Here is a 23,761-nt window from a genome sequence, read left to right as displayed (position 1 = left end):
CCTGGTGCGTATCAGTTGCCCGACCGCGCTGCTCAATTCCTGGGTCGGGCCCCGTCGAGCACGGCGACCGGGTCGCGGCCCTGGTCGGCCAGGTGCTCCACCAGGATGAAGGTGAACAACGCCAGACGCTGGGCAGTCTTGTTCACCTGGGCGGCGGCGTTCTCCGGCACGAAGTAGTAGAAGCCGCGGGTATCGCAGACCAGTTCGAAGCCCAGGGCCTTGAACAGGGTGCGGTACTGGTCCTGGAAGTTCGACAGTTGGGCGTACAGCTCCGGGTCGCGGCGGCTGACGTGATAACCCTTGAACAGCTCGCGAAAGATCGGCGCCAGCTGGGACAGTTCGGAAAGATCAAGATGCATGGGGAGTGCTCGCGGAATTCTCGGCCGCCTCGTCGCGGGCCGAGAGCAGGGCGAAGGAGCGCAGGCTGACCTGGTGCTCGTGGGTGTGGTATTCGCGGCGTTCCAGACGCTCGCGCTTGAAGCGTTTTTCCCGGGACAGGCGGGAGAACCAGTACAGCAGCTCGTCGGTGGCGCCGTCCGGCTCCTGTTCCAGCAGCCAGCTCATCAGGTCCGGCATCGGCAGTGCGTCTTCGCAACGCTCGAGCATCTCGCGGACCGTGCGCGGCGCCCGTGGCGCGTCGCCGCCCTTGTGGGTCTTGTGGGCCTTGGGGAAGCGTGTCGGCTTCGGCTCGAAGCGGGCCAGGGCATAGACATAGGCTTCGACCTGGCCGGAGCTGCCGAGGAAGGTGCTTTGCGGGCGGGTGAACAGCGGCATCGCCGCTTGCGGCACGGCATCGATGCCCTTGCGGCGGATGGCCGACAGGGCCAGGGCCGCGCCGCGGGTCACGGCGTTGTGCCGGCGGGCTTCTTCGCGCAGCGGCAGCAGCAGTTCCCGGGCGTGGCGCAGGGTCAGCTGGGCGCTGGTCTGCATTTCCAGGATCCGCGCGTGGGTGCGCAGCAGCATGTCGTCGTCCACCAGGTGGCCCAGGCGCTGCTGCTCGGTGAGCATGCGCAGCAGGACGTTCTCGACCTTGCGCACGCCTTGCTCGAAGGCGCCGTCGGCGTTCACCAGCTGGATCATCGGCTCGACGTATTCGTCCCAGGTGGCCAGGACCTCGGCGTAACGCTGGCGCAGGGGGATCTGCCGGTCGCTGGTCTTGGCCCGCTCGGCGACGGCCACCAGGGCCTGTTCGTCGTTGGCGAGCTTTTTCAGCACATCGCGCACGCGCATGTCGAGCAGGCGCAGCTGACGGGCCAGGTCATGGCCGTCGCGGATGTCGAAGGCGTCCTGGATGTAACCGGCCAGGCGTTCGAGGTGGCGCAGGTAGGCTTCGATTTCCAGGCACAGGCCCAGGCGGTGTTCGCGCCGCAGGTAGGCGAGGAAGTCGTGGATCTGCGCGTTGAGTTCGAAACGGTTCGGGCTTTTCGCCACCGGAACCAGGATATCCAGGCGAATCCACACGTCCAGCAGGTTGGTAATGTCCTGTGGCGTACTGTCGATTTGCTGGGTGGCCAGCTGTGAACGCAGTTCGGCGAGGCTCAGGGTGCCTTGGTCGAAGTGCTCGCACAGTGGCTCCAGAAGTGCCCAGTGTTCGGCGAGGGCGCGCAACACGCGCTTGGGTTCGATCATCGGAATGGCCGGCTGGTTGGCAATGAAAAGCGGCGATTGTACTGCATCGCGAGCCTGACTATTCACCCTCGGTCCGGACTGGCGTATTTACGGCGCATCAACTGCGGGCGATCTTCGCCGAAGGACGGTAGAATCCCCCCACTTCAGTTATCCACAAGTGGCCGACCTTTGCTTATCGAGTCCCGCCGTCGCGCTTATCTGTCCGCCATGCAGGTGGTCAGCTGGCTGCCGCGCACCGAATTGCCCTTTGCGGCGCCGTCCCGTCCCGAGTTGCTGGTGATTGCCGAGCCCGTGGTCGAGACCCCGGCAGCCCCGGTGCCCGTGGCCAAGGCGGTGGCGGAACCGGCGGCCAGGCCCGCCGAGCGGCCGAAAATCGAAGTGCCACGTCCCGCCAGTGCTGCCGTTCGTCCGGTCAGCAAGCCGGTGATCGAGGCGGAGGAAGCCCCTGCGCCGGTCAAGGCCCCGCCCGTGCCGCCACCGCGTTTCGCCCTGCAATTGCTGCGAGCCGGTAGCTGCCTGCTGCTGGTGGAGTTACCCACAGGCGAAGCCTTCCAGCGCCGCGATCCGGCCTATCTGCTGCTCAAGGACATGCTGCGCGCCGCCGGCCTGCCGGACAGCCCGCAGATCGTCGGCGAGCCGGTGCGCTGGCCGTTGCTGACCCGCGGCAACCTCGACCAGGGGCCGGATGCGGCGCGGGATTTCGTCCAGGCTTTCGTCGGCGCGCGGGTCGAAGAGGAGCCTTGCGTCTGCCTGTGGCTGATCGGCCTGCCGGCCATGCGTTTTGCCGGCGAGGTCGATGCGCAATCCTACAACCGTGAGCTCCAGGTCGAAGGCCTGGGGTCGGCCTGGGCGTTGCCGGGGCTGGAATTATTAATGGAAGAGCCACAGCGTAAGGCTGATGTCTGGCAAGCCATGCGTCGGCTGATGGCGCGCTGGAAAAGTAGCAATGAGTGACGCTTTATCGTTCCGCCAGGCCACTGCGGCGGATTTGGATGCCATCCTGAAAATCGAATATGCGGCGTTCAGCCATCCCTGGACCCGCGGCATTTTCACCGACGCCCTGAAGTCCTATGAAGTCTGGTTGATGTTCGAAGGCAGCCAGCAGGTTGGCCATGGGGTGATCCAGGTGATCATCGACGAGGCCCACCTGCTCAATATCACCGTCAAGCCGGAAAGCCAGGGCCGTGGCCTGGGCCTGCGCCTGCTGGAAGAGCTGATGAAGCGCGCCTATCAGAAAGACGCGCGCGAGTGTTTCCTCGAAGTGCGTTCCAGTAACCAGACCGCCTATCGCCTGTACGAGCGTTACGGCTTCAACGAAGTCGGTCGCCGCCGCGATTACTACCCGGCGGTAGGCGGGCGGGAAGATGCGCTGGTGATGGCCTGTACCCTGGTCGATTGAACACCGCTCCTGCAGTTGGACGGGCCTAGCGTTTGCCGTCCAGCGGGTCGCGGCGGGCCAGTTCGGCTTCGTCCAGGCCATTGCCGCCGCCGATCTCGTTTTCACCGACGATGCTCAGCTCCCAGTCGGCGGGCTCGTCTTCCCCGGCTTCATGGGGGGAGCGGGCACCGTCTTCGTGGATCAGGTTTTCCGGGCTCAGCTCATCGTCGTCGGGTTCATCGTCGGCGTTGCCGGTCAGGCGGGTGCCATGGGGGCGCTTGCCGGGCGTACGATGCTCCACAGGGTCGCCGACCCGGGTGGCGGGTTCGTCTTCGTCGAAATCCAGCTCTTCCATGGAGCCCATGCGGTCTTCGTTGTCGTCGATGGGCTCGGGTTGAGGCGCATCATAAGGACGTCGTGATTCGGTCATGGCGATTGCTCATACTTCGGGGCTTAGAGGGTTGACCTGCCGGGACCTTGAAGATTCCCAAGGATGGATAAGCGGTATCTGCACCGGCATACGTGACCCCGACGGAAGGTCGTCTGTCAGAACAACGCATCAATCCTGAGGCTGAACAGCATGAACGAACTACAAGACCTGATTGATAACAACGAGCGTTGGGCAGAAGCGATCAAGCAGGAAGATCCTGATTTCTTCTCCAAGCTGGCGCGCCAGCAAACGCCGGAATACCTGTGGATCGGCTGTTCGGACGCCCGTGTACCGGCCAACGAGATCGTCGGCATGCTCCCCGGGGACCTGTTCGTACACCGCAACGTGGCCAACGTGGTGCTGCACACCGACCTCAATTGCCTGTCGGTGATCCAGTACGCGGTGGACGTGCTCAAGGTCAAACACATCCTGGTCACCGGCCACTATGGCTGTGGCGGGGTGCGCGCCTCGATGCAGGATCGCCAGCTGGGCCTGATCGACGGCTGGCTGCGGTCGATTCGCGACCTGTACTACGAACATCGCGAAGCGCTGGCGCAACTGGCCACCGAGGAGGAGCGGGTCGACCGCCTCTGCGAGCTGAACGTGATCCAGCAAGTGGCCAACGTCGGTCACACCAGCATCGTGCAGAACGCCTGGCATCGCGGGCAGAGCCTGTCGATCCACGGTTGCATCTATGGCATCAAGGACGGTCGCTGGAAGAGCCTGAACGCAACCATCAGCGGCTTCGAGCAGCTGCCGCCGCAGTATCGCCTGCGTCCGGTCGGGGCGCTCTGAGGCCCTGAAAACCGATCGCGAGGCAACTCGCCCCTACAGATGATGTGCTTTCTGCAGGGGCGAGCTGCCTCGCGATGGGGGTGTAGCCGTTAGCGCTGATCCGTCAGATATGCGGCGGTGCCTCGGCACTCATCGACGGCGCCGGCGCCTTCAGCTGCTCCAGCTGGCTTTTCACCGGCGCGCTGGCGCATTTGGCCTGGGCCTGCTCTTGCGTCAGTTTACGGACCGAGGTGTAGAACATCTCGCAGGTCTGTTCTTTCTGGGTCACTTGCCAGGTCTGGGTGCAGCTTTTGAGCTGCGCCGCCGGATCGCTGCCCGGCTTGCTGCCCATCCCGGCCTGCCAGCAGGCAGCGCTCAGATCCTGCCCCATCACCTTCAGGCCAGCTGCGTCGGCCTTGGCTTCATCATCGTTGTAGTTCGCCGGGTCCGCCGCGTACCAGATATAGCTCGGGTGGTTGGAGCCCAGCACCGGCACGTTCAGGCCCGCGCTCGGGCTGATCTGCGCCAGGCCCAGTACGCTCACGGTGGCGCCGTATTGCTGCTTGATCCAGTTCCGCACCGGCGCACCGAACGCCACCATCGGCAGGGCGCCGCCGCTGGCGTTCTGGCTGACCTGCTTGACCATGGTGGTCTGGTAGTCCTGGAAGTAGCCGTAGACGCCTTCCAGGTCCTTGCCGGCGGTGGCCGGAGCGGCGATCGGGGCAATGTCGACGATGGTCTGGTAGCCCGGTGTCTGGTCGGCCGGAATGTTGTTGGCGGTGAGCAGGGTGGCCCAGCGGTCGGTGGTGGCCGATTTCAGGTAGTCCTGGGCTTGTGTCAGCGAGTAGTCCGGCGGGAAGTGCAGCAGCTCGACGCTCTTGCGGTTTTCCAGGGCCATGCCCAGGGGCAGGAACAAATACCAGCTGTAGGACCATTTGCCGTCGGCGTTGAGCTTGCTGGCGCCTTGATGGGCCAGGTCGCCGGCATTCAGCAAGGCGGTCAGGGGTTTGTCATAGCCCTTCGGGACCCCGCTGATGCTGGCGTACAGCTGGTTGTTGGTGGTCTTGACCTTGACCTTGGCCGTGCTGTAGCCGTCGCGTTTCACGCTCTGGGTCAGGTAGTGCTCGACGGTCTGCTCCAGCGTCCAGTTGCGAAAGCAGATCACGCTGCAGTTGTTGGGATAGGCGAAGAGTTGGGTGACCCGCTCGGTGTTGCCCAGCTTCAGGTCGACATTGGCCTGGGCCATGGTGCTCATGGTCAGGCTGCTCAGGGTCAGGGTGGCTAAAGCCAGGGGTAAGGACAGTCCTGCGATTTTCAACATGCTTGGCTCCTTGTCAGCGTTGGTCCCGTCTGTGCGGGGTGCGTTTCCATACTGGAACAGTAGCGGGTGACAAGGAAACCGGTGGGATAAATCTTTTTTTTCTGCCTCGACGGCGGCCGGTGTGGCCGCCGCCATCGGGCTCAGGCCGGGAAGTGCAGGGCGTTGCTCAGGTCGCCCATGGGCGCCTGCCCCCGGGCGATCATCGCCGCGTCCCGTTGCTTGAGGCCATCGAGCGGTTCCAGCTGGAACACCCGAGTGATCAGCCGCAGGATCGACGCGGTGTCGTACACAGTGTGGTCCACCGTGCCCTTGCGGGCGAACGGCGACACCACCAGCGCGGGCACGCGGGTCCCGGGCCCCCAGCGGTCGCCCTGGGGCGGGGCGACGTGGTCCCACCAGCCGCCGTTTTCATCGACCGTGACGATCACCACCATGTTCTGCCACTGCGGGCTTTCGCGCAGGACCTTCAGGGCCCGTACGAGATGCCGGTCGCCCGCGGCCACATCGGCATAACCGGCGTGCATGTTGAGGTTGCCCTGGGGTTTGTAGAAGGTCACGGGCGGCAGCTTGCCGGCCTCGGCGTCGGCGAAGAAGCGGTTGCTGGCCGACTCGTCGCCCAGGCCCGCGTCGCGCAGGTGACGGTTGCGTTCGTTCGGATGCTCGGGGCCGAACTGGACGAAGTAGTTGAACGGCTGGTGGTGGTACTGGAAGTTGGGGATCTTCGGAATCCCCGCCGAGTCCTTGTAGGCGTCCAGGGTGACCTGCCAGGCGCCGGCGTACCAGGCCCAGTCGATGTCCTTGCGCGACAGCTTGTCGCCGATGGTGTCGTGGCGTTGCGGCACCAGTACGTTGGGCAGGTCGGCCTTGGCATAGGCCGGGCGCTCGGGGTCGCGGATCCAGGTCGGCCAGTACGGCGGGGCCATGGTGTTCACCGCATAGCCGTCCGGGGTCAGCAGGCTCGGGCCGAATTGCGGGGGGCCGCTCATGGCGCTGGCCGGGGACTGCTCCAGCGGCTTGAGGCGGCTGTCGCGCGGGTCGTCGCTCTGCAGGGTGGCGATCTGCGGCTTGGCCACCGAGTGGGCGACATCCGGGTAGAAGGGCACGGCGGCGCTGATCAGGTACTGGTGGTTGAGGAACGAGCCGCCGAAGGTGCCCTGGAAGAAGTTGTCGCACAGCACGAACTCCCGGGCCACATCCCAGAGGCGCAACGAGTAGCGGCTCTGGGCGTAATAGCCCATGGGCAGGCCGCCGGAGTCGGCCCAGGCGACGAAGCCGTCGTTCTTGCCGCCGTTGATCTGCATCTGGTTCTGGTAGAACACGTGCCACAGGTCGCGGGTGACCAGGCTCAGGGGCAGGTCCTCGCCATCCGGGCCCTTGAGGGCGAAGGGCGCGTTGGGCAGGTGTTCCTGGTACTGGGTGCCGACCGGGTAGGTCACGCCATCCAGGGCCTGGGGCCCGACCTGGGCGAGCCCGCCCCAGACCGGCGGCAGGCCTGGCAGCAGGCTGCCGTCGCGGTCGCGTTGCTGGTAGTCGGCGGGTTTGAGGGCCGAGAGCGGTTGTTCCAGGCCGGGGAAATCGGCGAACAGGTTGTTGAAACTGCGGTTCTCGGCATAGATCACCACCACGTTCTTGACGTTGGCGCGTAGTGCCCGGTCCAGCTCGGCGGGCGACAACGGACGTTCCACCGGCTTGCCCGGGGGGTGCTCGGAGTGGCTGCAGGCGCTGAGTGTCGCGCCCACGCCCAGCACCGCCACGCCACCGAGAAAACGCCGGCGGCTGGTGTCGGTGGGCTGCTCCGTTTGTGCCGTGTCTTTCGAGTGTTCGTCGCTCATGCCGGGTCCCTGGTTGTCTGTCGATCAATTCGTAACAAAGTATTTCGGCTGCACGGTAGCAACCGTATATGACGGAAATACTACAGAAAAGGCTCTGGGACGGGGCTTTTCCGGAGGTAGGGGAGCGCTGGAAGGGCTGTAGGGCTTTGGGACGGATTGCCCGGGATGGCGGGCAAGCTCGCTCCCACAGGGGGGAGCGAGCTGTCAGCAAAAGATCAGGGGGCTACGGGCGGCATATAGCTCAGGGTGGTGCCCAGCGCCCACAGCAGCACCAGCACCAGCGGCGCATGCACCAGCAACTGGACGAAGGAGAAGCCGATCAGGTCCCGCGCCTTTAGCCCCAGCACCCCCAGCAGCGGCAACATATAGAAGGGGTTGATCAGGTTCGGCAGCGCCTCGGCGGCGTTGTAGATCTGCACCGCCCAGCCCAGGTGGTATTGCAGGTCGTTGGCCACCTGCATCACGTAGGGCGCCTCGATGATCCACTTGCCGCCGCCCGACGGGATGAAGAAGCCCAGCACCGCCGAATAGATGCCCATCAGCAACGCGTAGGTGTCGTGGGAGGCGATCTGCACGAAGAAGGTCGAGATGTGGTGGGCCAGGGTCTGGCCGTCGACGCCCTTGACCACGGTCAGCAGCGCGGCGATGGAGCCGTACAGCGGGAACTGGATCAGCACCCCGGTGGTGGTCGGCACAGCGCGGGCCACCGCTTCGAGGAAGCTGCGTGGGCGCCAGTGCAGCAGCGCGCCGACCATCAGGAACAGGAAGTTGTAGGTGTTGAGCCCGGAAATTGCGGTGATCGCCGGCTTGGTGGCGAACTCGTGGTAGAGCCAGCCGGCCGCCAGCAGGGCCAGCAGGATAGTCAGCAGTGGGCTGTATTCCAGCCATTCGCCGGGGCGGTTGCGCGGTTGCGGCTTGGGCATGCTGAAGCTCGGATCGATGCCGCAGGCCTGGGCATCCCGCGCCGAGTTCGGGCCCGGCGCGGTGGCATAGGCGATGACCAGCGAGACGACGATCAAGGCCAGCAGCAACAGGCCCGACTGCCAGAGAAAGATGGTCTGGGTGAACGGAATCACCCCGGTGATCGCCAGGATCGACGGCGGCAGGCTGCCCGGGTTGGCCTGCAGTTGCGCGGCGGACGAGGACAGGCCCAGGGCCCAGACGGCGCCCAGGCCCAGGTAGGCCGCGGCGCCGGCGGCGCGGTAGTCCATGCGCAGCTCGGCACGCCGGGCCAGGGCCCGCACCAGCAGCCCGCCGAATACCAGGGACAGGCCCCAGTTGAGCAAGGAGGCGACCATGGAAATCAGCGCTACCCAGGCCACGGCGGAACGGCCGTTGTTCGGGATGCGCGCCAGTTTGTCGATCAGCTTCACCGCCGGCGGCGAACTGGCGACCACGTAACCGCCGATGACCACGAACGCCATCTGCATGGTGAAGGGAATCAGGCTCCAGAAGCCGTCGCCGAAGGCCATGGCGGTGTCGGTGGGCTTGGCGCCCATGGCCAGGGTGGCCAGGGCCACGATGATCACCGCCAGCGCGGCGAACACCCAGGAATCGGGGAACCAGCGCTCGGCCCAGTTCGAGCAGCGCAGGGCAAAACGGGCAGAGCGGCTGTCTTGTATGTCTGTGGACACGTCGGTACCTCAAGTCTTTTTATGTTTTTCAGGAAGTCGGTCGCCCCGGATCGGGCGGCCGAAAACCGTGCAAGAATGCGACAAACGGTCACCACTGCAAAGGACTGAAGTACATGCCATTTCCCCTCGAAGAACGCCAGGCGCTGCTCAAGCTCAAGGGTGTCGGCGAAACCGTGATCGCCCGCCTCGAACAATTGGGCATCGATTCCCTCGCCGAACTGGCCCGGGCCGACGCCCTGGAAATCGTCACCCGGGCCTCGGCCCTGGTCGGCTCCAGTTGCTGGAAAAACAGCCCCCAGGCGCGGGCGGCGATCCAGGCCGCGATCGCCCTGGCCAAGAGCGCCTGAGGCGGTGAGCCGGGAAAAGCCTTTTGCCTATCAGGCCGTCTACCGCTACCTGGCGGAGTGGCTGGACGGGGCCAGCGCGGTCGAGCAGCGCCTGCCGTCATTGCGCGCCCTGGCCCTGCGTCTGAAGGTCTCGGTCTCCACCACCAAGTACGCTTATGGATTGCTGGAAGACGAAGGGCGGATCTACGCCCGGCCCAAGCAGGGCTACTTCAGCCGCCCCGTGCCGGCACCAGGGCTGGCGCCGGATACGGACCTGCCGGAGCGGGTCTATGCCTGCGCCCGCCAGCCCGGAATGCTGGCGCTGTGCAGCGACGCCCCGGCGATGTTGCTGTCCCTGGACCAGCCCCTGTTGACGCTCGAGCGCGAGCTGATGCGCCAGTACCCGCGCTCCCAGGCGCCGCTGTACCAGCCGTTTGGCGAAGCAGAATTGCGCACGGCGCTGGCCGAGCGCTACACCCGTTCGACCACGGATTACTGGCAGGCCGAACAGGTGTTTCTCGGTACGGACCTGCGCGCGGTGCTGGCATTGTCGCTGGATGCCCTGGCGCTGAACGGCAGCGTCGCCCTGGTGGAGTCGCCCTGTTCCTGGGCGATCCTGCGGCAATTGCAGGCGGCGAATATCCGGGTGATCGAGTTGCCGCTGGACGCCGTGGGGTGCTTCGATCGACAGCGGCTGCATGAGCTGCTGCAACGGGAACCCGTGCGCCTGGCGCTGCTGTCCTCGACGCTGAACGCACCCCACGGCAGCCTGATGCCTGCGGCGGACAAACAGCAGCTGTGCCGCTGGCTGGGGGAGCGCGGCATCTGGCTGTTGGAAAATGACAGTTATGGCGAGTTCTGTTTCACCCCGGAGCCGGCGCGTTATCGCGATTACGCCGATCCCGAGCGGCTGCTGGTGTTTTCCACCTTCGACAAGCTCATCGGTGCCGAGGCACCCTTCAGCTACGTGCTGTGCCGTGGCCAGGGCGCAGGGTTGCAGCGGCGCTTTCTCGAGCGCGCGTTCCGCTTGTCGCCGATCCGCCAGAAGTCTGTGGCCAAACTGCTGGGCAGCGGCCGCGTCGATCAGCACCTGGCTCGATTGCGCGGCGTGCTACGCGAACGTATGGGGCAGATGCAGGGGGTGCTGGCCGAACACGCCGCCGAGCAGTTGCGTGTGCTCATCCCTGCCGGGGGCGCGACCCTTTGGGCCGAGGCCACGCGGCCAGTGGACATGGCCCAGGTCCATGAGCAACTGCTGGGCCAGGGGATCGTCATCGCCCCGGGGCAGATGTTCAGCCTGCAAGGGCTCTGGCGTCATCACCTGCGCCTGAGTTTCACCCTCGACTGGCGCCAGGACATCGCGGGTGCGGTGCAACGCCTGGCACGGACTATCGATCAGATGCCGTAGCAGTGTCGTGCTTCGGGGAAGCGGCCGTCGCGCACCTCGGCGGCGAACTGCTCGCAGGCCTGGCTGATCAGCGCCCCGACATCGGCGTACTGCTTGACGAAGCGCGGCACCTGGGGCCCGCCCAGGCCCAGCAGATCCTCGGTCACCAGTACCTGGCCGTCGCAGGCGGGGGAGGCGCCGATGCCGATGGTCGGCATCGGTGAGATATCGCTGAGGCGCCGCGCGAGGTTTTCCGCCACCCCTTCCAGCAGCAGGCTGAACGCTCCGGCTTCAAGGTGGGCACGGGCGTCGGCCTCGATGGCCCGGGCCGTGGCGTCGTTCAGGCCCTGGGCCTTGAAGCCGCCCATGACATTCACGTACTGGGGCATCAAGCCGATATGGGCCATCACCGGGATCCCGCGCTGCACCAGGAACTCCACGGTCGGCGCCAGGGCCTGCCCGCCTTCGAGCTTGAGGGCATCGCAGCCGGTGCGCGCCAGCACCTCGGCGCAGTTGCGGTAGGCCTGTTGCGGCGACTCCTGATAACTGCCGAACGGCATGTCGGCGATCACACAGGCCAACCGGGTGCTGGCGACCACGGCGCGGGTGTGGCCGATGATCTCTTCCAGGCTCATGTCCAGGGTGGAGGTGCGACCGTAGCCGACCATGGCCGTGGAGTCGCCGATCAGCACGAAGTCGACGAACGGGTCCATCAGGCGCGCCATGTGGCTGGTGTAGGCGGTCAGGGAGACGATTTTCTGCCGGCCTTTCATGGCCACCAGTTGCGGTACGGTCAGGCGTTTGCTGCGGGTATGGATGCTCATGGTGGCTTTCCTGTCACGGGTGGGAAAGTCGCCGATTATTGGTGTCTGCGGCGGCGATTCAATGCACAGGATCGCGCTAAAAACCGACCCAGAGGGGTGTTGCGGTTGTCCCTCGCGGCGTTTGCGTAGACCATGGGCGCCTTGAATTCTGCCCAATACCGAGTGGCTTTATGTCCCTGATCCCCGACGCGCGGCCGGCGCCGTTTTCCCGGTCCGACTACAAGACCCTGGGCCTGGCGGCACTGGGCGGCGCCCTGGAAATCTACGATTTCATCATCTTCGTGTTTTTCGCCCTGACCCTGAGCCAGCTGTTCTTTCCGCCGGAAATGCCCGAGTGGCTGCGGCTGTTGCAGAGCTTCGGGATTTTCGTCACCGGCTACCTGGCGCGCCCGCTGGGCGGCATATTCATGGCCCACTTCGCCGATCGCCTGGGGCGCAAGAAGGTGTTCAGCCTGAGCATCCTGATGATGGCCTTGCCGTGCCTGCTGATCGGCATCATGCCGACCTACGCGCAGATCGGTTACTTCGCGCCGCTGTTGCTGCTGGCGTTGCGGGTGCTGCAAGGCGCGGCGGTGGGCGGTGAAGTGCCGAGCGCCTGGGTGTTCGTCGCCGAGCACGCACCGGCCGGCCATCGTGGTTATGCCCTGGGCTTCCTGCAGGCCGGGCTGACCTTCGGCTACCTGATCGGCGCGCTGACCGCGACCCTGCTGGCGCAACTCTTCACCCCGGCGGAGATCCTCGATCACGCCTGGCGTTATCCGTTCCTGCTCGGCGGGGTGTTCGGCGTGATCGGGGTCTGGCTGCGCCGCTGGCTCAGTGAAACCCCGGTGTTCATGGCCATGCAGGAGCAGCGCGACAGCGCCGTCGAACTGCCGCTGCGCACCGTGCTGCGCGAGCATCGCCTGGCCCTGTTACCAGCGGCGTTGCTCACCTGTGTGCTGACCTCGGCGGTGGTGGTGTTCGTGGTCATCACCCCGACCATGATGCAGAAAACCTTCGGCATGAGCGCCAGCCACACCTTCGCCCTGAGCAGCCTGGGCATCGTCTTCCTGAACATCGGCTGCGTGCTGGCCGGGCTGCTGGTCGACCGCATGGGTGCCTGGCGCACGGTGATGCTCTACAGCCTGTTGCTGCCGCTGGGCATCGGCCTGCTCTATGGCTGCCTGATCGGCGGCGGCACCTGGGTCGGCCTGGCCTACGCCATCGCCGGCCTTGGCTGCGGCGTGGTGGGCGCGGTGCCGTCGGTGATGGTCGGGCTGTTCCCGGCGCGGATCCGCGTCTCCGGCATTTCCTTTACCTACAACATTGCCTATGCGTTGTGGGCGAGTCTCACGCCCTTGCTGCTGATCGGCCTGATGCCCTGGAGCCCGTGGATCTGTGTGATGTTCTGCGCGGTGATGGGGGCGGTGGGCGTGCTCAGCGCAGGGTACTTCGGCGCGCGCCTGCCCCGGCTGGCCAGTGCCGGAACGCCTGGGGTCTGTGCGGGGTCCTGAGGGTTCTATCGCTGGCGATCTCGTTCCTGTCGGAGCGCTGCGAGGGTAAATTTTTCCAGCCGCGAAAACACTGGTAGCCGCCGGGTTACGCGGCCTAGAGCCTTCGCCGCCAGCCCGGCTGTTCGCCGGGCCAGGGTCGCCGAAAGTTGTGCTTAGCCAAGGCCCATTAACCCGCTAATCTCTCGAAAAAAATAACGCGCGGCCCACGCGCCAGTTTTCGGGAGCTGCCTTGATCCGGTCCGTCCTGTGTTCCCTGCGCGATTTCTCGCGGTTGCCGCTGTTGTTGCAGGCGGCGTGGTTGTCATTTGGCCTCGGCCTGTTCTTTGTCTTGCTGTACCTGTGGGTGTTCAACCTGGTCGATTACGGGCTGGACGGCGCCAGCGTCGAATCCCTCACCGGCAAGGTGCTGTATGTCGACCGCGGCGGAGTGCTGGTGGAGGACGCGGACAGCGGCGAATACACCCGCCTCAAGGTGGTTCGCGGCATCAGCTACCTGAACGCCGACCATGACCGGTTGTTGGGGCATAGGGTGAGCTTCACCCATCTGCGCGACGCACTATTGACCTGCAACCTCGATGGCCAGCAGCTGTGCAGCGCGCAGTGCGCCAGTGCCACGGAATGCCTGGACAGCCGCCGCGAGCGCGAGTCGCCGTCGGGCATGCTGGGCTTTGCCTTCGGCAGCAGCCTGGTTTGCTTCGGCCTGCACCGGGTGCGCCAGCGCAAGTCCGCGCCCCGTGCCGGGATCTTTTGAATTGCCGCTGGGCAGCGTTGCCCCTAGGCTGTGCGGCATTCGTTTCTGGCCAGGAGCCATGCCATGCAGGTAGTGCCGATACTCGAGACATCCGTCGAGGTGCAGGCGCGGGTCCGCGAGTTGCGCAATCAGCCGGATGTGCGCAAGTACATGTACACCTCCCACGAGATTTCCCAGGCCGAACACCGGGCCTGGCTCGACTCGCTGGCGGGCAATCCGCGGCAGTCGGTGTTCGTGGTATTGCAGGAGGGTGTCGCCAGCGGCGTGGTGTCGCTGAATGCGATCAATGCCCTGCACAAGAGCGCCGACTGGGCCTTCTACCTGGACAGCGGTTTGCAGGGCAAGGGCCTGGGCAGCCAGCTGGAGTTCTGGCTGCTCGATCATGCCTTTGGTGTGGCGGGCTTGGAGAAGCTCAACTGCGAGGTGCTGGCGCTGAACCAGGCGGTGATCCGCCTGCACCAGAAGTTCGGTTTCACCCTCGAGGGCGTGCGCCGGCAGAACGTCGAAAAGGACGGCCGGCGCATCGACGTGGTGCTGCTCGGCATCACCCGCGAGGAATGGGCCGCTCGGCGCCCGGAGATGCTCGCGGTCATGGCGCGGCTGGGGCGCTGAAGGCCCGCCGCGGATAACCGTCTTCTGTCGACGGCATGACCATTTCGTCATGTGGCCCGGGGACGCGGTCCGGGGCGGCTATCATCAGCCACGATGTTTTCACAGATAGGGGGCTTTCATGGGCGCAGGACACAGTCACGGACAGGTTCGGGCCGGGCACGAACGCAAGTTATGGATGGCCCTGGGGCTGACGGGCAGCTTCATGATCGCCGAGGTGATCGGCGCCTTCGTCACCGGCAGCCTGGCGCTGCTGTCCGATGCCGCGCACATGATGACCGACGCGTTGGCGTTGGCGATCTCCCTGGTGGCGATCCAGGTCGGCAAGCGCGCCGCCGACCGCAAGCGCACCTTCGGCTATGCGCGCTTCGAGATTCTCGCCGCGGCGTTCAACGCCATCCTGTTGTTCGTGGTGGCCTTCTACATCCTTTATGAGGCCTGGCAGCGCTTGTCCGAGCCGGCGCAAATCCAGTCGACGGGGATGCTGGTGATCGCGCTGCTGGGGCTGATCGTCAACCTGATTTCCATGCGCCTCCTGTCCTCGGCGAGCGACGAGAGCCTCAACGTCAAGGGCGCCTACCTGGAGGTGTGGAGCGACATGCTCGGCTCCATCGGCGTGATCGTCGCGGCGCTGGTGATCATGTACACCGGCTGGGGTTGGGTCGACTCGCTGGTGGCGGCGGCCATCGGTTTCTGGGTGCTGCCGCGTACCTGGACGCTGCTCAGGGAAAGCATGAACGTGTTGCTGCAAGGCGTGCCGGACGGCCTGGATATCGATCAGGTGGAGCAGGGCATCCGCGCCATCGACGGGGTGACGGACATTCACGACCTGCACCTGTGGGCCCTGACCAGCGGCAAGAACGTGATGAGCGCGCACCTGGTGGCCGACCTGGGGCGGCGCAGTGAGCAACAGATCCTGGCCGAAGTCACCGAGCTGATGCATGAACGGTTCGACATCTCCCATGTGACGGTCCAGGTCGAACAGGCCGGCTTCCACGAACAGGGGCACGAAGAGCACGTGCACTGATTCCGGCGCCGCTCTTGAGGGCGCCGGAGGTCCTGCGGACCTATCGCAGCCTCGCCGGAGCTCGGCAGCGGCTACACCGATTGTGCCTGCCGCCCCTGTAGTCGCTGTCGAGCAACGCGAGGCTGCGATCGACTTGGGCGGCACTCCGACGCAGCGGGCGCCGCCTTTGCTTCAATCGCGCTCTTCGAGCACGTAGCCGACACCGCGCAGGGTGTGGATCAGTTTGCTGTCGAACGGGTCGTCGATCTTGGCCCGCAGGCGGCGGATCGAGACTTCGACCACATTGGTGTCGCAATCGAAATTCATGTCCCACACGAACGAGATGATCTGGGTGCGTGACAGCACCACGCCGCTCTGGCGCATCAGCAGGTGCAGCAGGGCGAATTCCTTGGTGGTCAGGTCGATGCGCTGATTGCCGCGAAAGGCCCGATGGCGGCCCTGGTCCAGTTCCAGGTCGGCGACCCGCAACACATCCGGGGTCGGCGACTGCTCGCTGCGCCGCAACAGGCTGCGCACCCGCGCCAGCAGCTCGGGAAACTCGAAGGGCTTGACCAGGTAATCGTCGGCGCCCAGGTCCAGGCCCTTGATCCGGTCGACCAGCCGACCCTGGGCGGTGAGCATCATGATCCGCGTATTGCTGTCCTGGCGAATGCGCTGCAGCACCCCCCAACCGTCCAGCTCCGGCAGATTGACGTCGAGAATCACCAGGTCGTAGGCGTACTGGCGGGTCAGGTGCAGGCCGTCGGCGCCATTGCTGGCGCAATCGACAACGTAGCCGCTTTCGCTCAATCCCTGATGCAAGTAGTCGGCGGTTTTCGGTTCATCCTCGATCACCAGAATGCGCATGCTGAATTAGCCTCGGTGTTTGCTGCAGTGAAGAAGTGCAATAAATTCCTGGGAAGTAACGGGCTGCGCCGTTCAACTTTCGAAGTTTTGAAATGCTGTTGCGGGGAGAAGTTGTTTCTCTATGTTTCAAGTTGCTGGCTTATTGCAACTGCTGTTGAGTCGACTGCCCGGATGTTAATACAGAAGCCCGTCCCAGAGCGCTTGCTAACGGATTTGTAATCTTTGCGCCACCCTGGCGATAAGTACTGAACGCTACATTTGGCCGGCACTTAATACTCACCTGTTAGTTGTTTTATGGGCGCGGTGTTGAGGTGTCGGGTCGCTTCGAATGCCTCGCGCCGCTCAGCCTGTGCCGTAACTCTGCACCGGTAAGGGGCCAGAACGCGTTATGCCAACCACCATTAAAAAACTTGCCTGGATAGTCGGCGCAGTGTCCGGCCTCCTGTTGTTGGCCAGTGCCTCGATGCAGCAGGCCGCGGCGGCGGAAAACCCCGTGCTGAGCCTCGACAGTGCCCTGGCCAATGCCTTCGCCAACAATCCGGACCTGGCAGCCGCGCGCTGGGAGATCGACATCGCCCAGGGCGGTCGGCAGCAGGCCGGGCTGATCCCCAATCCGGTGTTGTCCTGGGATGCCGAGGACACCCGCCGCAGCACGCGCACCACCACTGTCAAGCTCAGCCAGACCCTCGAGCTGGGGGGCAAGCGCGGGGCGCGGGTCGATGTCGCCAGCCGGGCCCAGGATGCCGCGGCGCTGGAGCTGGAACGCCAGCGCAACCAACTGCGCGCCGATGTAATCGCGGCCTTTTACGGCGCTTTGCGCGCCCAGGAGCGCAGCGACTTGGCCGGCCGTTCCCTGGCCCTGGCCGAGCGCGGCCTGACGGTGGCCCAGGGGCGGGTGAGCGCCGGCAAGGCTTCGCCCGTGGAGGCCACCCGGGCCCAGGTCCAGCTCTCGGAAGTGCGTCTGGAACTGAGCCGCGCCGAGATGGACCGGACCAGCGCCTATCGCCAACTGGCGACCGTCACCGGCGCCGCCAGCACCGACTTCAGCGCGGTCGCGGAGCCGGCCAGCGCCTTGCCGTCGCTGCCGCCCTCGGCGCAGTTGCTGGACCGTCTGCCACAGACCACCGAACTGCGCCTGGCCGAGATGCAGGTGGTGCAGCGCGAAGCTTCCCTGGGACTGGAGAAGGCCCAACGGATTCCCGACCTCGATATCAGCGTGGGCAGCCAGTACGACGCCAGCAAGCGTGAGCGGGTCAACCTGGTCGGGGTGTCGATGCCGCTGCCGCTGTTCAACCGCAACCAGGGCAACGTGCTGTCGGCCGCACGCCGCGCCGATCAGGCCCGGGATCTGCGCAATGCCGCGGAACTGCGCCTGCGCACCGAAACCCGTCAGGCCCTCGATCAGTGGAACACCGCCAGCAGAGAAGTGCAGTCGTTCAACCGGGTGATCCTGCCGGCCGCGCAGAACGCCGTGGATACCGCCACCCGCGGTTTCGAGATGGGCAAGTTCAACTTTATCGAGGTGCTCGACGCCCAGCGCACGCTGATCAGCGCCCGCACCCAGTACATCGCGGCCGTGGCCCAGTCCACCGACGCCTGGGTGCGCATCGAGCGCATCTACGGCGACCTCGCCGGCGCCGACCGCACGCTGTGAAAACGCTGTTGTTCGTCCTCTTGTGCCTGGGCGGGCTGCTGCTCGTGGACTGCAGTGCGCCGGCCCGGGCCGAGGAGGGGACGCCCCATTGGTGCCTGCATGAACTGCATCGGGCGTTGGGGGATTTCTTTTTTCCACAGACCTCATGACGCGTCGTTGTTGCCGGAGGGCGCGTCGAGTCGATTTTTTCAGGAGCATTCATGGACAAGAAACGAAGCATGGCCTTGGCGCTGGCCGTGGCGGTCGCGCTGGGCGTGGCTGGGTTGATGTGGCAGGGCCCGTTCCAGGGGGCACCGGTGGCCGCGCAAGCGAAACCCGCGGCCCAGGCGGACAGCCACAAGGACGGCGAGACCCACCAGGACGGTGAGGAGGCCGAGGGCGGGGGCCACGCCGAGGAAGAGGGCAAGGTCGAACTCAGCGCCGAGCAGATCAAGGCCGCCGACATTCGGCTGGCCGCGGCCGGGCCACGGGACCTCAGCAGCTTGTTGACGCTGCCGGGGGAGATCCGTTTCGACGAGGACCGCACCTCGCACGTGGTGCCGCGCGCTGCCGGGGTGGTGGAGTCGGTGGCGGCCAATCTTGGCCAGACGGTGAAGAAGGGCGACCTGCTGGCGGTGATCGCCAGCCAGCAGATTTCCGACCAGCGCAGCGAGCTGGCCGCCGCCGAGCGCCGGGTCGAGCTGGCGCGCACCACCTTCCAGCGCGAGCGCCAGCTGTGGGTCGACCAGATCTCCGCCGAGCAGGATTATCTGCTGGCGCGGCAGACCCTGCAGGAGGCGGAAATCGCCCTGAACAACGCCCGGCAGAAAATGACCGCCCTGAGCGGCAGCACGGTGCTGGCGGGCGGCAACCGCTATGAGATGCGCGCGCCGTTCGATGGCGTGGTGGTGGAAAAACACCTGAGCGTCGGCGAGGTCGTCGGCGAGACCACGGCGGCGTTCACCCTGTCCGACCTGTCCCGGGTCTGGGTCACTTTCGGTGTGTTCCCCAAGGACCTGAACAAGGTCCGGGTGGGCAAGCCGGTGCGGGTGCAGTCCACCGAGCTGGGCACCCAGGTGCAGGGCACCGTGGCCTATGTCGGCAGCCTGCTGGGGGAGCAGACCCGGACCGCGACGGTGCGGGTCACCGTGCCCAACCCGGATGACCTGTGGCGTCCGGGGCTGTTCGTCTCGGTGCAGGTGGCGACCGACACCTACCAGGCTGGTGTCACGGTGCCGCAGGACGCGATCCAGACCGTGGAAGACAAACCCTCGGTGTTCGTGCGCGTCGCCGATGGCTTCCAGGCCACGCCGGTGGTGCTGGGCGGCAGCGAGGGCGGTTTCGTCGAAATCAAGGAAGGGCTGCAGGCCGGGGCGCAGGTGGCGACCACCGGCAGCTTCATCCTCAAGTCCGAACTGGGCAAAGGCTCGGCCGAGCATGGCCATTGATACGCCTTATCCGCGAGTGTTTCCCTGGAGAGTGACTTCCCATGTTTGAACGCATCATTCAATTCGCCATCGAGCAGCGCATCGTCGTGCTGCTGGCGGTGCTGCTGATGGCCGCCGTGGGCATCGGCAGCTATCAGAAACTGCCGATCGACGCGGTGCCGGACATCACCAACGTCCAGGTCCAGGTCAACGCCAGCATGCCCGGCTACTCGCCGCTGGAAACCGAGCAGCGCATCACCTACCCGGTGGAAGTGGCCATGGCCGGTTTGCCGGGCCTGGAGCAGACCCGCTCGACCTCGCGCTCGGGCCTGTCCCAGGTGACAGTGATCTTCAAGGAAGGCACCGACCTGTACTTCGCCCGGCAACTGGTCAACGAACGCCTGCAGGTGGCCCGCGAGCAGCTGCCCGAAGGGGTGGAGGCGAGCATGGGGCCAATCTCCACGGGCCTCGGCGAGATCTTCTTCTGGACGGTGGAGGCCGAGCCCGGCGCGCTCAAGGAGGACGGCACGGCCTATACCCCGACCGACCTGCGGGTGATCCAGGACTGGGTCATTGCCCCGCAGTTGCGCAACGTGCCTGGGGTGGCCGAGATCAACACCATCGGCGGTTTCGCCAAGCTCTATCAGATCGCCCCGGACCCCAAGCGCCTGGCGGCCTACAACCTGACCCTGAGCGACCTGATGACCGCCCTGGACCGCAATAACGCCAACGTCGGCGCCGGCTATATCGAGCGCAACGGCCAGCAGTTGCTGATCCGTGCGCCGGGGCAGGTCAAGTCCATCGAGGACATCGCCAACATCGTGATCAACACCGTGGACGGCACGCCGATTCGCGTCAGCAACGTGGCCACCGTGGATATCGGCCGTGAGCTGCGCACCGGCGCGGCCACCGAAAACGGCCGCGAAGTGGTGCTGGGCACGGTGTTCATGCTGGTGGGGGAAAACAGCCGTACGGTGTCCAGGGTGGTGGCGGAAAAACTCGCCGAGATCAACCGCTCGCTGCCCGAGGGGGTGACGGCGGTCACCGTGTACGACCGCACCAACCTGGTGGACAAGGCCGTGGCCACGGTGAAGAAGAACCTGGTCGAAGGCGCGCTGCTGGTCATCGCTATCCTGTTCCTGTTCCTGGGCAATATCCGCGCGGCGCTGATCACCGCGATGGTGATCCCGCTGGCCATGCTGTTCACCTTCACCGGCATGTTCACCAACAAGGTCAGCGCCAACCTGATGAGCCTCGGCGCGCTGGACTTCGGCATCATCGTCGACGGCGCGGTGGTGATCGTCGAGAACGCCATCCGCCGCCTGGCCCACGCCCAGCAGCACCACGGGCGCATGCTCACCCGCTCCGAACGCCTGCACGAAGTCTTCGCCGCGGCCAAGGAAGCACGGCGGGCACTGATCTTCGGGCAACTGATCATCATGGTGGTGTACCTGCCGATCTTCGCCCTGTCCGGGGTGGCCGGGAAGATGTTCCACCCGATGGCCTTCACCGTGGTGATCGCCCTGCTGGGGGCGATGATCCTGTCGGTGACCTTCGTGCCGGCGGCGATCGCGCTGTTCGTCACCGGCAAGGTCAAGGAGGAGGAGAACTTCGTCATGCGCGGTGCCCGCCGCGGTTACGAGCCGGTGCTGAACTGGGTGATGAGCCATCGCTCCCTGGCCTTTGGTCTGGCGTTTCTCAGTGTGCTGGTCTCGGGCCTGGTGGCCAGTCGCATGGGCAGTGAGTTTATCCCCAGCCTCAGCGAAGGCGACTTCGCCCAGCAGGCGATGCGCGTGCCCGATGCGAGCCTTACGCAGTCGGTGGAAATGCAGAAGGCCCTGGAGAAAACCCTGCTGGCCCAGGTGCCGGAAATCGAGCGGGTGTTCGCCCGTACCGGGACCGCCGAGATTGCCTCGGACGTGATGCCGCCGAACATTTCCGACGCCTACCTGATGCTCAAGCCCAAGGAACAATGGCCGGACCCGAACAAGTCGCGGGAGGCGATCATTGCCGACATCGAGCGGGCCAGCAACAGCCTGCCGGGCAACGTCTACGAGTTGTCGCAACCGATCCAGCTGCGTTTCAACGAGCTGATTTCCGGGGTGCGCAGCGATGTTGCGGTGAAGGTCTTCGGCGACGACATGGACGTGCTGAACAAGACCGCCGAGCAGATCTCGCAGACCTTGCAGAAGATCGACGGCGCAGCGGAAGTGAAGGTGCAGCAGACCACCGGCCTGCCGGTGCTGACGGTGAATGTCGACCGCGACAAGGCGGCCCGTTTCGGCCTCAACGTCGGCGATGTGCAGGACGCGGTGGCGATCGCCGTGGGCGGGCGCAAGGCGGGCATCCTGTACGAGGGCGACCGGCGCTTCGACATGCTGGTGCGCATGGCCGATAACTTGCGCACCGACATCGACGGGCTGTCGCGGCTGCTGATTCCGGTGGCGGCGACCGCGGGCAGTGCCAATGGGCAGCTGGGGTTCATCGCCCTGTCGGAGGTGGCCAGTGTCGACCTGGTGCTCGGCCCGGCGCAGGTCAGCCGCGAGAACGGCAAGCGCCTGGTGATCGTCAGCGCCAACGTGCGCGGGCGGGACATGGGCTCCTTCGTCGAAGAGGCGACCCAGGCCATAGGCGCTCAGGTGAAGATCCCGACAGGCTACTGGATCACCTGGGGCGGCCAGTTCGAGCAACTGCAGGAAGCGTCCAAGCGCCTGGAAATCGTGGTGCCGGTGGCGTTGCTGCTGGTGTTCGGGCTGTTGTTCATGATGTTCAACAACCTCAAGGACGGGCTGCTGGTGTTCACCGGGATTCCCTTCGCCCTGACCGGCGGGATCATGGCCCTGTGGCTGCGGGATATACCGCTGTCGATCTCGGCGGGGGTGGGGTTCATCGCGCTGTCGGGGGTGGCGGTGCTCAACGGCCTGGTGATGATCGCCTTTATCCGCAACCTGCGCGAAGATGGGCGCCTGCTCGCGGCGGCGGTCAACGAAGGCGCGCTGACCCGCCTGCGGCCGGTGCTGATGACCGCCCTGGTGGCATCGCTGGGGTTCATCCCCATGGCCCTGGCCACCGGCACCGGCGCCGAGGTGCAGCGGCCGCTGGCCACCGTGGTCATCGGCGGCATCATCTCCTCCACCGCCCTGACCCTGCTGGTACTGCCGGCGCTCTACCACTGGGCGCACCGCAAGGAGGAAGAGCGAGAGCTGCAAGATCTGCTGAACGACTGAGCCCCGCTCAGCCTCACCCAACCCCGCCTCCGTCACCCGCAGGCGGGGTTTTCTTTGTAGCCGCGTTTGTCCCTGCCTGCGGATATCCCTGTAGTCGCTGCCGAGCAACGCGAGGCTGCGATCGACCGCGCAGCGGGCGCCGTTCTTGAGGGCGCCAGAGGTCCTGCGGACCTATCGCAGCCTCGCTAGCGCTCGACAGCGGCTACATCGTCCGCGTTGTCCCTGCCGGCGGATATCCCTGTAGCCGCTGCCGAGCAGCACGAGGCTGCGACCGACCGCGCAGCGGGCGCCGTTCTTGAGGGCGCAGGAGGTCCTGCGGACCTATCGCAGCCTCGCTAGCGCTCGACAGCGGCTACATCGTTCGCGTTGTCTCTGCCGGCGGATATCCCTGTAGCCGCTGCCGAGCAGCGCGAGGCTGCGATCGACCGCGAAGCGGGCGCCGTTCTTGAGGGCGCAGGAGGTCCTGCGGTCGTGGTTCAGGAGATCAGGAAACATTCGCTGAAAGAGTGCGCCTGCCAGCTAAGGCAGGAGCGTCTAGGTTGAGGTAACTGACCTGCATGGAGAGCGAAGGATTGCTTGTCCACTCTAATGGCTACCGCCTACTCAAAGGACGTGTATCGGAAGCTGGTCGCATCTACTTGATTACCGTGGTGACTCAGCAACGGCGACCAATGTTTCGCGACGTTCGGGTGGGGCGCCTGGTGGTTGATCAGCTCAGGCAGATTCATGAAGCCAGGCGTGTGCGCTCATTGGCCTGGGTGGTGATGCCCGACCACATTCACTGGTTATTTGAATTGCGAGACAAATCCCTGGGCGAAGTGATGGGCCGTTTCAAATCCAGGAGCAGCCTGTTGATCAATCAGTACCTCGGCAGTCAGGGGCGCCTTTGGCAAAAGGGTTATCACGACCGCGCCCTGCGCAAGGAAGAAGACCAGAAGGCCATTGCCCGCTACATCATTTTCAACCCGGTGCGAGCGGGGCTTGTTCAACGCCCTGGCGACTATCCCCTCTGGGACACCATCTGGCTTTGACTGTAGCGCTGTTCTTGAGATCGCTGAGGTCCTGCGGACCTATCGCAGCCTCGCTAATGCTCGACAGCGGCTACATCGTCCGCGTTGTCCCTGCCTGTGGATATCCCTGTAGCCGCTGCCGAGCAGCGCGAGGCTGCGATCGACCGCGAAGCGGGCGCCGTTCTTGAGGGCGCCAGAGGTCC

At 65.4% G+C, this 23,761-nt stretch carries 20 protein-coding genes and 1 pseudogene; 13 read left to right on the top strand and 8 right to left on the bottom strand.

From position 1 onward, the window contains the following. Positions 1-50: 50 nt before the first annotated feature. Together ACQKQA_RS24365 and mksB are read right to left on the bottom strand one after the other, a co-directional pair. Positions 51-359: pseudogene (locus ACQKQA_RS24365) on the bottom strand (condensin complex protein MksE); the annotation flags it as partial. After that, a complete protein-coding gene (gene mksB / locus ACQKQA_RS24360; RefSeq protein WP_427563353.1) occupies positions 349-1,629 on the bottom strand; it encodes an Mks condensin complex protein MksB in 1,281 nt (426 codons plus the stop codon). The pseudogene ACQKQA_RS24365 and the gene mksB, both read right to left, overlap by 11 nt. A 168-nt stretch (positions 1,630-1,797) precedes the next feature. Here mksB and ACQKQA_RS24355 point away from each other — a divergent pair, with 168 nt between their 5' ends. Together ACQKQA_RS24355 and rimI are read left to right on the top strand one after the other, a co-directional pair. After that, a complete protein-coding gene (locus tag ACQKQA_RS24355) occupies positions 1,798-2,583 on the top strand; it encodes an energy transducer TonB (protein ID WP_427563351.1) in 786 nt (261 codons plus the stop codon). Further along, the gene (gene rimI, locus ACQKQA_RS24350) at positions 2,576-3,028 is read left to right on the top strand and encodes a ribosomal protein S18-alanine N-acetyltransferase (RefSeq protein ID WP_427563350.1); all 453 of its coding nucleotides are present in this window, start codon (positions 2,576-2,578) and stop codon (positions 3,026-3,028) included. Before ACQKQA_RS24355 ends, rimI begins: the two co-directional genes overlap by 8 nt. 25 nt (positions 3,029-3,053) lie before the next feature. Here the strand turns inward: rimI and ACQKQA_RS24345 are convergent, their stop codons facing one another. Then, positions 3,054-3,437, bottom strand: coding sequence for a serine kinase/phosphatase (locus tag ACQKQA_RS24345; RefSeq protein ID WP_427563348.1), 384 nt, complete (start codon positions 3,435-3,437; stop codon positions 3,054-3,056). Between the two features lie 150 nt (positions 3,438-3,587). On the opposite strand from ACQKQA_RS24345, the gene can reads away from it, so the two are divergent. Then, on the top strand, positions 3,588-4,232 hold the full coding sequence (gene can / locus ACQKQA_RS24340) for a carbonate dehydratase (protein WP_427563347.1): 645 nt from the start codon (positions 3,588-3,590) through the stop codon (positions 4,230-4,232). Between the two features lie 103 nt (positions 4,233-4,335). Here can and ACQKQA_RS24335 read toward each other — a convergent pair whose 3' ends face one another. From ACQKQA_RS24335 to ACQKQA_RS24325, 3 genes are all read right to left on the bottom strand, one after another. Further along, the gene (locus tag ACQKQA_RS24335; protein WP_427563345.1) at positions 4,336-5,532 is read right to left on the bottom strand and encodes a hypothetical protein; all 1,197 of its coding nucleotides are present in this window, start codon (positions 5,530-5,532) and stop codon (positions 4,336-4,338) included. Positions 5,533-5,672: 140 nt separating this feature from the next. Continuing rightward, positions 5,673-7,364 carry an acid phosphatase gene (locus tag ACQKQA_RS24330; protein ID WP_427563343.1) on the bottom strand — a complete coding sequence of 564 codons (1,692 nt, stop codon included), beginning with the start codon at positions 7,362-7,364 and terminating at the stop codon, positions 5,673-5,675. Between the two features lie 215 nt (positions 7,365-7,579). Then, on the bottom strand, positions 7,580-8,998 hold the full coding sequence (locus ACQKQA_RS24325) for a short-chain fatty acid transporter (RefSeq protein ID WP_427563341.1): 1,419 nt from the start codon (positions 8,996-8,998) through the stop codon (positions 7,580-7,582). Positions 8,999-9,111: 113 nt separating this feature from the next. Between ACQKQA_RS24325 and ACQKQA_RS24320 the strand changes: the two genes are divergently transcribed. Further along, the gene (locus tag ACQKQA_RS24320; protein WP_427563339.1) at positions 9,112-9,345 is read left to right on the top strand and encodes a helix-hairpin-helix domain-containing protein; all 234 of its coding nucleotides are present in this window, start codon (positions 9,112-9,114) and stop codon (positions 9,343-9,345) included. 4 nt (positions 9,346-9,349) lie between these two features. Next, positions 9,350-10,732, top strand: coding sequence for a PLP-dependent aminotransferase family protein (locus ACQKQA_RS24315; protein ID WP_427563337.1), 1,383 nt, complete (start codon positions 9,350-9,352; stop codon positions 10,730-10,732). On the opposite strand, the gene panB is transcribed toward ACQKQA_RS24315, so the two are convergent. Then, positions 10,720-11,535, bottom strand: a complete 816-nt coding sequence (gene panB, locus ACQKQA_RS24310; protein ID WP_427563335.1) for a 3-methyl-2-oxobutanoate hydroxymethyltransferase — start codon at positions 11,533-11,535, stop codon at positions 10,720-10,722. The genes ACQKQA_RS24315 and panB overlap by 13 nt on opposite strands. 170 nt (positions 11,536-11,705) lie before the next feature. Between panB and ACQKQA_RS24305 the strand changes: the two genes are divergently transcribed. The 4 genes from ACQKQA_RS24305 (at position 11,706) to ACQKQA_RS24290 (ending at position 15,415) form a co-directional block, all read left to right on the top strand. Next, entirely contained in the window at positions 11,706-13,028 is a 1,323-nt protein-coding gene (locus ACQKQA_RS24305; RefSeq protein WP_427563333.1) for an MFS transporter, read from the top strand. 229 nt (positions 13,029-13,257) lie between these two features. After that, positions 13,258-13,779, top strand: a complete 522-nt coding sequence (locus ACQKQA_RS24300) for a hypothetical protein (RefSeq protein WP_427563331.1) — start codon at positions 13,258-13,260, stop codon at positions 13,777-13,779. 63 nt (positions 13,780-13,842) lie between these two features. Next, positions 13,843-14,391: a UDP-4-amino-4,6-dideoxy-N-acetyl-beta-L-altrosamine N-acetyltransferase gene (pseH, locus tag ACQKQA_RS24295; protein WP_427563329.1), complete on the top strand. Its 549-nt coding sequence runs from the start codon at positions 13,843-13,845 to the stop codon at positions 14,389-14,391. Between the two features lie 118 nt (positions 14,392-14,509). Further along, complete coding sequence (locus ACQKQA_RS24290; protein ID WP_427563327.1) at positions 14,510-15,415, top strand: cation diffusion facilitator family transporter; 906 nt, start codon at positions 14,510-14,512, stop codon at positions 15,413-15,415. Between the two features lie 171 nt (positions 15,416-15,586). On the opposite strand, the gene ACQKQA_RS24285 is transcribed toward ACQKQA_RS24290, so the two are convergent. Then, positions 15,587-16,261 (bottom strand): heavy metal response regulator transcription factor, encoded by a 675-nt coding sequence (locus ACQKQA_RS24285; protein ID WP_427563325.1) that lies wholly within the window; start codon positions 16,259-16,261, stop codon positions 15,587-15,589. A 388-nt stretch (positions 16,262-16,649) separates the two neighbouring features. Between ACQKQA_RS24285 and ACQKQA_RS24280 the strand changes: the two genes are divergently transcribed. From ACQKQA_RS24280 to ACQKQA_RS24265, 4 genes are all read left to right on the top strand, one after another. Then, positions 16,650-17,915, top strand: a complete 1,266-nt coding sequence (locus tag ACQKQA_RS24280) for a TolC family protein (protein WP_427563324.1) — start codon at positions 16,650-16,652, stop codon at positions 17,913-17,915. Positions 17,916-18,115: 200 nt separating this feature from the next. Continuing rightward, entirely contained in the window at positions 18,116-19,342 is a 1,227-nt protein-coding gene (locus tag ACQKQA_RS24275) for an efflux RND transporter periplasmic adaptor subunit (RefSeq protein WP_427563322.1), read from the top strand. Positions 19,343-19,383: 41 nt separating this feature from the next. Continuing rightward, entirely contained in the window at positions 19,384-22,548 is a 3,165-nt protein-coding gene (locus ACQKQA_RS24270) for an efflux RND transporter permease subunit (protein WP_427563320.1), read from the top strand. A 572-nt stretch (positions 22,549-23,120) separates the two neighbouring features. Further along, complete coding sequence (locus ACQKQA_RS24265; RefSeq protein WP_427563355.1) at positions 23,121-23,579, top strand: REP-associated tyrosine transposase; 459 nt, start codon at positions 23,121-23,123, stop codon at positions 23,577-23,579. Positions 23,580-23,761 lie beyond the last annotated feature (182 nt).

This window comes from Pseudomonas sp. NPDC089530 (assembly GCF_050280705.1).
Lineage (GTDB): Bacteria > Pseudomonadota > Gammaproteobacteria > Pseudomonadales > Pseudomonadaceae > Aquipseudomonas.
The sequence above is the reverse complement of the archived record's forward strand: the minus strand, read 5'-3'. Positions and strand labels throughout refer to the sequence as shown.